Annotated in this window: 14 protein-coding genes; 6 read left to right on the top strand and 8 right to left on the bottom strand. The window is 47.1% G+C overall.

The annotated features are described in order from the left end of the window. The first annotated feature begins 161 nt into the window (after positions 1-161). Positions 162-710, top strand: a complete 549-nt coding sequence (locus R7Z10_RS19665; protein ID WP_005379096.1) for a gamma carbonic anhydrase family protein — start codon at positions 162-164, stop codon at positions 708-710. Positions 711-717: 7 nt separating this feature from the next. Here the strand turns inward: R7Z10_RS19665 and R7Z10_RS19660 are convergent, their stop codons facing one another. From R7Z10_RS19660 to R7Z10_RS19645, 4 genes are all read right to left on the bottom strand, one after another. Continuing rightward, on the bottom strand, positions 718-981 hold the full coding sequence (locus R7Z10_RS19660) for a DUF1488 domain-containing protein (RefSeq protein ID WP_005379090.1): 264 nt from the start codon (positions 979-981) through the stop codon (positions 718-720). Between the two features lie 3 nt (positions 982-984). Beyond that, the gene (gene aroE, locus R7Z10_RS19655) at positions 985-1,818 is read right to left on the bottom strand and encodes a shikimate dehydrogenase (RefSeq protein WP_017821584.1); all 834 of its coding nucleotides are present in this window, start codon (positions 1,816-1,818) and stop codon (positions 985-987) included. 101 nt (positions 1,819-1,919) lie between these two features. Further along, the gene (gene hemF, locus R7Z10_RS19650; protein ID WP_258655231.1) at positions 1,920-2,837 is read right to left on the bottom strand and encodes an oxygen-dependent coproporphyrinogen oxidase; all 918 of its coding nucleotides are present in this window, start codon (positions 2,835-2,837) and stop codon (positions 1,920-1,922) included. Between the two features lie 47 nt (positions 2,838-2,884). Continuing rightward, a complete protein-coding gene (locus R7Z10_RS19645; protein ID WP_005379084.1) occupies positions 2,885-3,442 on the bottom strand; it encodes an L-threonylcarbamoyladenylate synthase in 558 nt (185 codons plus the stop codon). A gap of 199 nt (positions 3,443-3,641) precedes the next feature. Here R7Z10_RS19645 and purE point away from each other — a divergent pair, with 199 nt between their 5' ends. Continuing rightward, complete coding sequence (gene purE / locus R7Z10_RS19640) at positions 3,642-4,127, top strand: 5-(carboxyamino)imidazole ribonucleotide mutase (protein WP_033906572.1); 486 nt, start codon at positions 3,642-3,644, stop codon at positions 4,125-4,127. 4 nt (positions 4,128-4,131) lie between these two features. Beyond that, entirely contained in the window at positions 4,132-5,265 is a 1,134-nt protein-coding gene (locus R7Z10_RS19635) for a 5-(carboxyamino)imidazole ribonucleotide synthase (protein WP_053308099.1), read from the top strand. Positions 5,266-5,321: 56 nt separating this feature from the next. On the opposite strand, the gene R7Z10_RS19630 is transcribed toward R7Z10_RS19635, so the two are convergent. The 4 genes from R7Z10_RS19630 to R7Z10_RS19615 form a co-directional block, all read right to left on the bottom strand. Then, positions 5,322-5,891, bottom strand: a complete 570-nt coding sequence (locus R7Z10_RS19630) for a type I DNA topoisomerase (RefSeq protein WP_053308100.1) — start codon at positions 5,889-5,891, stop codon at positions 5,322-5,324. Between the two features lie 76 nt (positions 5,892-5,967). After that, entirely contained in the window at positions 5,968-6,447 is a 480-nt protein-coding gene (locus R7Z10_RS19625; RefSeq protein ID WP_005379074.1) for a DUF494 family protein, read from the bottom strand. A gap of 2 nt (positions 6,448-6,449) precedes the next feature. Then, on the bottom strand, positions 6,450-7,559 hold the full coding sequence (gene dprA, locus R7Z10_RS19620; protein ID WP_053350676.1) for a DNA-processing protein DprA: 1,110 nt from the start codon (positions 7,557-7,559) through the stop codon (positions 6,450-6,452). Continuing rightward, positions 7,543-8,637, bottom strand: coding sequence for a LysM peptidoglycan-binding domain-containing protein (locus R7Z10_RS19615; protein ID WP_206959990.1), 1,095 nt, complete (start codon positions 8,635-8,637; stop codon positions 7,543-7,545). The genes dprA and R7Z10_RS19615 overlap by 17 nt, the downstream gene beginning before the upstream one ends. 138 nt (positions 8,638-8,775) lie before the next feature. Here R7Z10_RS19615 and def point away from each other — a divergent pair, with 138 nt between their 5' ends. From def to rsmB, 3 genes are all read left to right on the top strand, one after another. Then, positions 8,776-9,294 (top strand): peptide deformylase, encoded by a 519-nt coding sequence (gene def / locus R7Z10_RS19610; RefSeq protein WP_005379068.1) that lies wholly within the window; start codon positions 8,776-8,778, stop codon positions 9,292-9,294. Between the two features lie 33 nt (positions 9,295-9,327). Beyond that, positions 9,328-10,275, top strand: a complete 948-nt coding sequence (gene fmt, locus R7Z10_RS19605; RefSeq protein ID WP_064368874.1) for a methionyl-tRNA formyltransferase — start codon at positions 9,328-9,330, stop codon at positions 10,273-10,275. Positions 10,276-10,355: 80 nt separating this feature from the next. Continuing rightward, positions 10,356-11,639 (top strand): 16S rRNA (cytosine(967)-C(5))-methyltransferase RsmB, encoded by a 1,284-nt coding sequence (rsmB, locus tag R7Z10_RS19600; RefSeq protein WP_086047108.1) that lies wholly within the window; start codon positions 10,356-10,358, stop codon positions 11,637-11,639. Positions 11,640-11,664: the final 25 nt, after the last annotated feature.

Genomic DNA, 11,664 nt, shown 5'->3' with positions numbered 1-11,664 from the left:
TCAGCGAGGTGGCATTATAGAGATTGCGATCACATTGGCAAGCCCTTTTTCTCGTTTTTTTTGATTTTTTTATCGTTTGGGTGTTTTTTATTCTAAAAGGCGAGTTTTCACTACTATTCTACCTCCATACACCCTGTAATCGCCCTGAATAAGGAAAAAAGATGAGCTCAATGAGAAGCTACAAAGGTATAAAGCCTGAACTTGGTGAGCGTGTTTACGTTGACCCAACCTCTGTTTTAGTCGGTGATATCCGAATTGGCGATGATTCTAGCATTTGGCCATTGGTAGCAGCGCGAGGCGATGTAAACCACATTCACATTGGTGATCGAACGAATATTCAAGATGGCAGTGTTTTGCATGTCACCCATAAGAACGCCGAAAACCCAAACGGCTACCCATTGATTATTGGTAATGACGTTACGATTGGCCACAAAGTGATGCTGCACGGTTGTGAGATCCACGATCGTGTTTTGGTTGGTATGGGAGCTATTGTTTTAGATGCTGTTGTAATTGAGTCAGAGGTGATGATCGGAGCAGGCAGTTTAGTGCCACCTGGGAAAGTATTAGAAAGTGGCTACTTATATGTTGGAAGCCCAGTAAAACAAGCTCGCCCTCTATCAGAAAAAGAACGAGCTTTCTTGCAAAAGTCTGCCAACAACTATGTGCAGAACAAAAACGACTACTTAAATGAAGTAAAAGACTTGAACTAAAACCCTGTTAACCGATGATGATATGGCCTTCTTCGTTGAAGGCTTCATCTTCTATTAGCTCTTCAGCCATTTCTTCTAGGTCGAATCTGTAATCAGTAAACACTTTAATTGCCGCTTGCTCAGTTTCAATCAGTGAACCACTGAGCTTTTCTAACTTTTGTTTCGTCACAAAGCACTCTATTAGTGCGCCTGATTGTTGCGCCGAAAAGTTTACCGATTGTGATACTTCATCCCATGATTGAATATCTGGGAATAAGATGGATTGATTCATCGCTTATTGACCTTCAAGATTCTTTCTTAGTTCTCTGAGAATTTGTTTGGCACCAGGACGTAAGCCACGCCAGAGCATAAAGCTTTCCGCAGCCTGCCCAACTAACATTCCAAGACCGTCATACGCATGAGCGGCACCATTCTCTTTTGCCCATAAGTTAAAGCTCGTCACCCCTTTGCCATAAATCATGTCATAGCTTGTACTGTTAGCGGCAAAGATGGAGGATGAAATAGTCGGCAGTTCACCACTAAGAGAAGCGGATGTGGAGTTAATGATGACATCATACTCTTCATCAATACTTGCCATCTCTTTGGCGAGGATAGGACCGTGAGAGACAAACAGCTCTGCGAGCTCTTGTGCTTTACTAAAGGTACGGTTGGTAATGGTTAAAGAGGTCGGCTTTTGATCGAGTAGTGGCTTAATAACACCACGAGCCGCACCACCAGCACCAATAATTAGGATTCGCGCACCTTCCAATACAACCTGATGCTGAAGCAGATCTTGCACTAAACCTGCACCATCAGTGTTGTCACCGATGATTTCACCATCGTCTAACTTCTTGAGGGTATTTACCGCGCCTGCTAACTGAGCCCGTTCTGTCAATCGACTAGCAAATTGATAAGCATCTTCTTTAAATGGCATAGTGATGTTGCACCCCTTGCCACCTTCAGCAAAAAACACCTTCGCCGCGTCAATAAAACCATCAACAGGTGCACTTTCTGCGGTATACACCAAAGATTGATTAGTTTGACGAGCAAACAAGGTGTGAATGAATGGCGACTTACTGTGTCCGATAGGATTACCAAACACGGCATAGCGATCGATTTGCTGGGTCATTTCCTTACCTTTGTTCCTTACTTAGATATAGAGAAAACAGGGCCACCTGATTACAGATGACCCTATCACTATCTATCTATATAGAAAAGGAGATTCCGTGCTTACCACTCTCGGGGCGTTAGGTATCGCTCGTAAAGTTCAGCTTCTGGCGATCCCGCTTCTGGCTCGTAGCAGTACTCCCAGCGAGCGAGCGGCGGCATTGACATCAGAATCGACTCAGTACGCCCACCACTTTGTAAACCAAATAAGGTGCCACGGTCATACACTAAGTTGAACTCTACGTAACGGCCGCGACGATATAGTTGGAATTCACGCTCACGCTCACCATACTCGATCTCTTTACGACGAGAAACGATCGGCAAATAAGCCTGGCAATAGCCTTCACCGACGGCTTTGATGTAAGCAAAACACTTATCAAATTCCCACTGGTTTAGATCATCAAAGAACAAACCGCCAACACCGCGAGTTTCATTACGATGTGGTAGGAAGAAATATTTGTCACACCATGCCTTATACTCTTGGTAAACATCGTCACCAAATGGTGCACAAAGCTGTTTTGCAGTGTCGTGCCATGATTGGCAATCTTCTTCAAATGGGTAGAACGGTGTTAGGTCAAAACCACCACCAAACCACCAAATTGGGTCTTCGCCATCTTTTTCTGCAATAAAGAAGCGGACATTGGCGTGTGAAGTCGGTACATAAGGGTTTTTAGGGTGAATAACCAAAGAAACACCCATCGCTTCAAAACGACGACCCGCTAGCTCTGGGCGATGCGCTGTCGCAGATGCTGGCATTTCTTTCCCTTCCACATGCGAGAAGTTCACGCCTCCCTGCTCGAAAACAAGGCCATCACGCAAAACACGTGAGCGACCACCGCCACCCAGACGCTCTCCTTTTTCACGTTGCCATGCATCTTCGACAAAGACGGCCTTTCCATCTTCTTGTTCTAACTGCTGACAAATGGAGTCCTGAAGTGACATCAAGAACTGCTTTACGGCGTGCTTATCGATCGCTGACATACGTTATTACCTATTACGTGAAACCTAATGATGGCTGGCTAGCAGGGTTAACCCTGTCTTAATATTTGTGAAGTTTTGGCGTCACGAATCTCGCTGGGTTTATCACGACCGCTGGTCTCGCCACGAAGAATGGCGACCAGCTTATCACCCAACTGCTCTTCGACTTCTTCCGTGGTCATACACGGTGGTAAGCCGGAAAGATTCGCGCTGGTAGAGGTTAACGGCTTTCCGAATGCATTACACATTTTTTGCACCAAAGGATGATCAGTCACACGAACCGCAATTGAATCAAACTGCCCTGAAACCCAGTTGGATACTTTATCGCTCGCTGGCATGATCCAAGTGTATGGGCCTGGCCAAGTGGCATGAACAGTCTGTAATTGTTCTTCAGTCAACTGAGATTCATCAATATAAGGCAAGAGCTGATCGTAACTTGCCGCGATGAGAATCAGCCCTTTTTCTACCGGACGCTGCTTGAGCTCTAATAGCTTTTGAATTGCTTCTGGGTTATCTGGATCACATCCGACACCAAAAACCCCTTCTGTTGGATAGGCAATCACTTCGCCTTGCTTGAGTGCGTTGAGCACTTGTTCAAAGTTATCCACCGATTACTTCCTATTTGTTTGACTGTGTTGTTTTCACTAAGTGTACAAATATTCATTCTCAGACACTAAAGCAATTTTTTTATAAAATGTATCAATAGCGCCAACAACAAGACGCAAACGTTTGCTTGAGATAAAAATCCCCGTATAATGCGCACAAATTTATAGCTCACCTAATTTTTGCAGCTTAAAGGAGTTTGAGATGAAAGTCGGTATCATCATGGGTTCTAAATCCGATTGGCCAACCATGAAACTAGCAGCAGACATGCTAGACCAATTTGGCGTGCCTTACGAAACAAAAGTAGTGTCAGCACACCGAACTCCTCAATTACTGGCTGACTACGCTAGTGGCGCAAAAGAGCGCGGCATCAAAGTTATCATCGCAGGCGCAGGTGGTGCAGCGCACCTACCAGGTATGGCGGCGGCGTTTACTAGTTTGCCAGTGCTTGGGGTTCCCGTTCAGTCTCGTGCACTGAAAGGTATGGATTCACTGCTCTCTATTGTACAGATGCCAAAGGGAGTTGCGGTTGGTACATTGGCGATTGGCGAAGCGGGCGCAGCAAACGCCGGTATCCTAGCAGCGCAAATCCTAGGCACTCATGATGAAAACATCATGGCGAAGGTAGAAGCATTCCGTAATGAGCAAACGGAAACAGTTCTCGCAAATCCAAACCCTGCAGAGGATTAATCAGATGCATGTACTGGTTCTTGGTGCGGGTCAGTTGGCTCGTATGATGTCTCTGGCTGGTGCGCCACTGAATATTCAAATTTCAGCTTACGATGTCAGCAGCGGTGATGTCGTTCACCCTTTAACTCAACAGGTACTTGGCCATGGCTTGGAAAATGCGATTACGCAAGTTGATGTGATTACTGCCGAGTTCGAGCATATTCCACATGACGTGCTCAAGGTTTGCGAAGCGAGCGGCAAGTTCCTACCAAGTACGCAAGCCATCAAAGCAGGTGGTGATCGCCGTATTGAAAAAGCACTGCTTGATGATGCTGGCGTGCGCAACGCGAAATACTACGTCATTGAAACTCGTGAAGACTTTGACCGCGCAATTGAACACGTTGGTATGCCAATGGTTCTGAAAAGTGCATTGGGTGGCTACGATGGTAAAGGCCAATGGCGCTTAAAAGAAGCTTCTCAAGTCGACGACATTTGGACTGAGATGGCAGAGTGCATCGCGGCAACACCAACTCAAGCGATTGTTGCTGAAGAGTTTGTTCCTTTTAACCGCGAAGTATCACTAGTTGGTGCTCGAAGCAAAGATGGAAATGTGGAAGTGTACCCTCTGGCAGAGAATGTTCACACCAACGGTGTATTGAGTCTTTCTACTGCGATTGATGCGCCAGGGTTACAGGAACAAGCAAAGCAAATGTTCACGGCTGTCGCAGATAGCCTAGATTACGTTGGCGTATTAGCGCTTGAGTTCTTTGATGTCGATGGGGCACTTTTAGTGAATGAGATTGCTCCACGCGTGCACAACTCTGGTCACTGGACACAGCAAGGTGCAGAAACGTGTCAGTTTGAAAACCATCTGCGCGCCGTGTGCGGCTTACCATTAGGTAGTACGAAATTGGTTCGTGAAACCTCAATGATCAATATTCTTGGTGAAGACACACTACCAGATGCATTGTTATCAATGGATGGTTGCCACCTTCATTGGTATGGCAAAGAGAAACGTGCAGGTCGCAAGATGGGACACATCAACGTGTGTGGCGACTACCCAGGAGAATTGCACCGTAGGTTGTGCGCCCTGGCAGACATCTTAGACCCAATAGCTTTCCCAGCCGTGCAAGCGTTCGCTAAACAGCCTCAACACTAACGTTTGGCAGCAAAAAAACAAAAAAGGGTCGCACGATGCGACCCTTTTCAATTCATTTAACCTTGCTGGGTGTGCTGGCACTTACGGTTGGCACATTGCAATTTCACACCACTGGCGAGTTTCTTCTCCACCAACAAAGTAAAACCACATTCTTCGCATCGCCCCTTGACCGGAGCAAGGTTCACAGCAAATTTGCATTTAGGGTAGTTATCACACGCGTAGAATGTTTTGCCAAATCGGGTTTTACGCTCAACCAAATGTCCTTTGCCACATTCAGGGCAAGCGTGTTGCTCTTGTGACTGCGCCTCTGGCTCTGGTTGATTAATCGACCCAATATGATGGCACGCCGGATAGTTACTGCAACCAACAAACATGCCGTAGCGCCCTTGGCGGAGTACCAACTCATTGCCACACTCAGGACAAGGCACACCCAACTCTTTCACGATGTGTCCATCATTGTTGTGCAGGGCTTTGATGTAATCACAGCTTGGGTAGTGGCTACAGCCAAGAAAGGGACCGTGTTTGCCATGTTTGAGGGTCAGCTCACCACCACATTTTGGACACGGCTCGTGCTCCAAAGCGTGTTCATGGGCAGAGAAAAGGGTGTTGTCGATTTTACTACTCATACTTACCGTTTCGTGAAAAACACACAAAAAGACAAGCTCGCGTTTATTCTAGTTAAACTCGAACTTGCCCAGATGGTTAGTGAAGAATCCCTTGTTCCTTGGTGTACAACAGCTCTTCCATTAGCGTGTAAGCGTTTTCGTTGCCAGGCACATTAAACAGCACCATCAGAATGATCCATTTGAGATCTTCAAGCTCAAACTCACTCGTTTCTAATCCCATCACTCGGTCAATCACCATTTCGCGAGTTTCTGTGGTTAACACATTGATTTGCTCGAGAAACAATAGAAAACCTCGGCATTCCAAATCTAAACGCTGCATCTCTTTCGCTGTGTAGATACGAGTTGATGACGAAGCCATGCAAGTCGAGATTGCAGAAGAGGTGTCACTTTGCTGCAATGCGGCAAGCTCTTCTAACCAGACAAGGGCTTTGTAGATATCTTTTTGTTGGAAGCCTGCACGAAGCAACTCTTCTTCCAACTCGTCTTGTTCGACCTGTAACTCTGCATCGCTATGGATGTAGGTTTCGAATAGATACATCAGTATATCCATCATCATAGCTAGCCCCTCCCCTTTCGAATATAGCCACCTGAAACCGCAACGACATGCCCAGAGAGTTCTAACTCTAAGAGCTGCATCATGACTTCTTGGACAGGTATATTGGTCCTGTTTGCAAGAATATCAACCGGTGTAGCTTCACTTCCTACGTTAGCTAACAGCTGAGGAAATGGCAATTCTTCTTCATCATTTAACGTAGAAAATAAATCGGTACTCTGATTAATAGACCAATCAAGCAAGGACTGTATTTCATCTAAGACATCTTTCGTCTTTTCTACGAGGCAAGCGCCATGACGTATCAACTGGTTTCCACCGCAGGCATTGGGGGCATTGATTGACGCTGGCAGCGCAAATACTTCTCGACCTTGCTCAAGCGCGTAACGAGCTGTAATTAACGAGCCGCTCTTTTTCGCCGCCTCGACGACCAGTACACCAAGCGATAATCCACTAATAATACGATTACGACGCGGGAAGTTTTCTGGACGCGGCTTGGCATTAGGCCGAAACTCAGACACCAAGGCCCCATGTTCAATAACACGTTGCGCTAAACCACGATGACGTGCCGGATAAATATTTTCTAAGCCAGATCCTAGCACCGCAATCGTCTTACCACCCGCTTGCAACGCACCATCATGCGCATGACCATCAATGCCTAAAGCGAGACCACTGGTGACAATAAAATCGTGCTGAACAAACTCTGCAGCAAACTGACGTGCATGCTGTAATCCATCAATACTCGCATTTCGACTGCCAACCATCGCGATTTGTGGCTGAGAGAGACAAGTAGGGTTTCCTTGAACAAAAAGTAGAGGTGGCGGTGCAACGATTTGTTTGAGTTGAGGTGGATAACGCGGGTCAGTCAGTGTCAGGATATGATGATTTGTAGAAGCCTCAAGCCAGCTTAAACAAGCATCGACTTCTTTATCTGTTGAAGCCCAAGCTTGAATTTGCTTAGTTGTTAACCCAAGTTGTTGTAGCTGTTCAGGAGAGAAGTTTACGATGTTACGTGGCGTGTCTCTTGCCAGTAGCTTATTCATTTTGACGCCGCCAATGCCTGGTAAACAACTCAGTTTTAACCAGGCAGCGAGATCATCGTTATTTCGTCGATTCATCGATGGTTAATTCGTCCGCCAACGGTGACACCACCGAAATATCTTGGTTAATGGGTTTCGTACTGTTAGTGATCAGTGCCAAGCTAAAGTACTCATAAGGACGAATGACCAGCAACTCACCAACTTTGCTTTGAGGCAAAGTAATTTTCTTATCAAGCACGCCAAACTCTTTCTTGAACTCATCGCCGTCTTTGTAAACTGGGTGCGCGTCTTCTTTTAAATCAAACACACTGCCTTGCTTGAGATTATCTGACGTGCCTTTATCAATCACCACGACTTGGTTAGTTGAACTAAAGCGAATACCTTCGATATTACCTAGCAACTTTGCAGAACTGCCTTGTGGCGACGGCAGCGGATAGAACGTAGTCGTGAAGTCAGTATTCTCAACCGATTGATTTGGCAACGCGATATCGTTACGTAGGATTTCTTGCATTTGCGATGTAAGCTTCAAACCTGAATAATCACTCGAAGCTTCAACGAGCTCGCCTTTGGCAATCAAACGCAGCGCGGTAATCTCTTCGGACACATCGTCACGCGAAAAGGTAGCTACTGGTCGGTAAATAGCCCAACCTGTCGCGGTCTGATTGCCATTGATATACAGCACATCTTCTGTAGTCAGATACTTACTGCCTTTGCTGCTACCCATCACTTTTGCAGCATTGTTCAACGAATCTTTATCTAGCAACCGATCCGATTTGAGGTAAGGCATCACCAAACCTTCCGCGACCGTTGGTACGGCTTTCTTTTCTGTGATGCGAGCTTTCGGGCTCAGCTTCTTAACCGGTTTTAGGCTCAACACGGGCTGACCGTTAATCCACACCAAAGACAGCTTGTCTCCGGGATAAATTAAATGAGGGTTATCGATTTCCGGGTTTACTTGCCATAAACGAGGCCACAACCACGGGCTATCTAAGTACATGGCCGAAATATCCCATAGCGTATCGCCCTTCACGACTACATACGTTTGTGGCGCATCATCTTTAACAGTCAGTGGGTTCGCATCCACATTTGCTACAGCGTTGAAAGAGAAAAGTAACGGCAACGTAACACTGGCAACGTTGCGGAAAATTCGATTCATGACCCTCGTCCTTGGTCTATTAAGCAGGAACCAGAATGGAAATTGGTGCAAGGATGCTGTCATTTAGGCTATAAAATGTCTAGAATTGAGCCAACAAGGTTTGTGCTGTTTCGGCACAGTTCAATATTTCGAGTGAATATGTCTGTATTACAAGTATTAACATTCCCGGATGATCGCCTGCGCACAGTCGCAAAGCCTGTTGAAGCGGTGACCCCTGAGATTCAAAAAATCGTCGATGACATGATTGAAACCATGTACGACGAAGAAGGTATTGGCCTTGCTGCAACGCAGGTTGATATCCACAAACGTATCGTAGTGATTGATATTTCAGAAACTCGCGATGAGCCGATGGTGCTAATCAACCCTGAGATTCTGGAAAAGCGTGGCGAAGATGGCATCGAAGAAGGCTGTCTGTCGGTACCAGGTGCACGCGCACTTGTGCCTCGCGCTGCAGAAGTTACCGTTAAGGCACTGGATCGTGATGGCAAAGAGTTCACCTTTGAAGCCGACGACCTGCTAGCGATTTGTGTTCAACACGAGCTTGATCACTTACAAGGTAAGCTGTTCGTGGATTACCTATCGCCACTGAAACGCAAACGCATTCAGGACAAGCTAGCGAAAATCAAACGCTTTAACGAGAAGCAGCAAAACGCTTAATCTCGAACCATACCAATTAGAAGGAAGTCTACCTTGAGTCAGTCTTTACGAATTGTCTTTGCAGGTACTCCGGATTTCGCCGCCCGTCACTTGGCGGCGTTGTTGTCTTCGGAGCATGAAGTCATCGCGGTTTACACAAACCCAGATCGTCCAGCGGGTCGTGGCAAAAAATTGGCTGCGCCACCGGTAAAACAACTGGCGCTAGAACACAATATCCCGGTTTACCAACCTGAAAGCTTTAAGTCCGACGAAGCGAAACAAGAACTTGCCGATCTGAACGCCGACCTCATGGTTGTCGTGGCGTACGGGATGCTGCTGCCACAAGCGGTTCTTGATACCCCTAAACTGGGTTGTATCAACGTACATGGTTCTATCCTACCTCGTTGGCGTGGTGCGGCTCCAATCCAACGCTCTATTTGGGCGGGCGATGCAGAAACTGGCGTGACCATCATGCAGATGGATATCGGTCTCGACACTGGTGATATGCTGAAGATTGCAACTCTGCCAATAGAAGCGACAGATACCAGCGCTTCAATGTACGAAAAATTGGCTGAGCTTGGTCCAGAAGCCCTGATTGACTGCCTAGCAGACATTGCTGCGGGTAAAGCAGTGCCAGTGAAGCAAGACGATGAGCTAGCGAACTATGCGAAAAAACTCAGCAAAGAAGAAGCACGCATCAACTGGAACGACGATGCGGCGCACATTGAGCGCTGCGTTCGTGCATTTAACCCATGGCCAATGAGCCACTTTGAGGCGGCAGAAAACAGCATCAAAGTATGGCAAAGCCGTGTGGCAGAGCAAACCAGTGACAAGCCAGCCGGCACCATCGTGCAAGCAGATAAAACCGGTATCTATGTTGCGACAGGCAACGGCATACTGGTGCTAGAGCAACTGCAAGTTCCTGGCAAAAAAGCCATGTCAGTTCAGGATATTCTGAATTCGCGTGCGGCTTGGTTTGAAGTGGGCACTCTGCTAGTTTAAGCCATACTAGGGGTTATTATCCCCAATTATACGAACTTTTAGAGGGCAGAGATGCCCTCCTTTACTTTAAGGTACTCATCATGAATGTTCGCGCTGCGGCTGCTAACGTCCTGTATCTTGTCGTCGACAAGGGCCACTCACTTTCAAGCGCTCTTCCAGCGGCTCAACAAACGGTACGACCTCGTGACCACGCTCTGTTACAAGAGATCTGTTACGGTGCGCTACGTTACCTCCCTCGCCTAGAAATGATCGCAAACCAGTTGATGGATAAGCCCCTCAAAGGCAAACAACGTGTATTCCATCACCTAATTCTGGTTGGTATTTACCAACTGAGCTTCATGCGTATTCCTGCGCACGCAGCAGTCGGTGAAACGGTTGAAGGCACTAAAGAGCTGAAAGGTCCTCGTCTGCGTGGTTTGATTAACGCGGTATTGCGTAACTACCAGCGCAACCAAGAAGAACTCGACCAAATGGCCGTCAGCAACAACGCTGGCAAGTACGGTCACCCAAGCTGGTTACTAAAACTGCTGCAAGAGGCCTACCCAAAGCAATGGGAAAGTATTGTTGAAGCGAACAACCAAAAAGCACCAATGTGGCTGCGTGTGAACCATCAACACCACACTCGTGATGAATACCTTGCGCTGCTCAAAAATGAAAACATTGATAGCACGCCACACACAGAAGCAATGGACGCCATAAAATTGGCCGCACCATGTGACGTGATGAAGCTACCTGGTTTTGATAAAGGTTGGGTTTCGGTACAAGATGCGGCGGCGCAGCTTTCGATCAACTACCTAAAACCACAAGACGGCGAACGGATTTTAGATTGCTGTGCTGCGCCAGGTGGCAAGACTGCGCACATTCTAGAGCGCACGTCGGGCAGTGAAGTGGTCGCGATTGACTGCGACGACACACGCTTGAAACGTGTGCATGAAAACCTGAAGCGTCTCAACCTTCAGGCAAAAGTGGTTTGCGGTGATGCGCGTAATCCACAAGAATGGTGGCAAGGCGAGCAATTTGATCGCATTTTGCTGGATGCCCCATGTTCTGCGACTGGCGTGATTCGTCGTCACCCAGACATCAAATGGCTACGTCGTGCAGACGACATCGCCGCATTAGCAGAGCTGCAAAGTGAAATTTTTGATGCCATGTGGACGCAACTGAAGCCCGGCGGCACCATGGTTTACGCGACTTGTTCAATCACACCGCAAGAAAACGTGGAGCAAGTAAAAGCGTTTTTAGCACGTACCGCGGATGCGCAACTGCTGGATTCTGATCCCGACCAGCCTGGTCGTCAAATTCTACCAGGCGAAGAAGATATGGATGGTTTCTACTACGCAGTGCTAACTAAGACACACGCGTAACAGCATGCTAAATAGGGCGATTGAA

It is taken from the genome of Vibrio sp. Vb1018 (assembly GCF_033338775.1).
Taxonomy (GTDB): domain Bacteria; phylum Pseudomonadota; class Gammaproteobacteria; order Enterobacterales; family Vibrionaceae; genus Vibrio; species Vibrio alginolyticus.
Note: the sequence above shows the minus strand (reverse complement) of the source record. Positions and strands in the feature narration are given on the sequence as shown.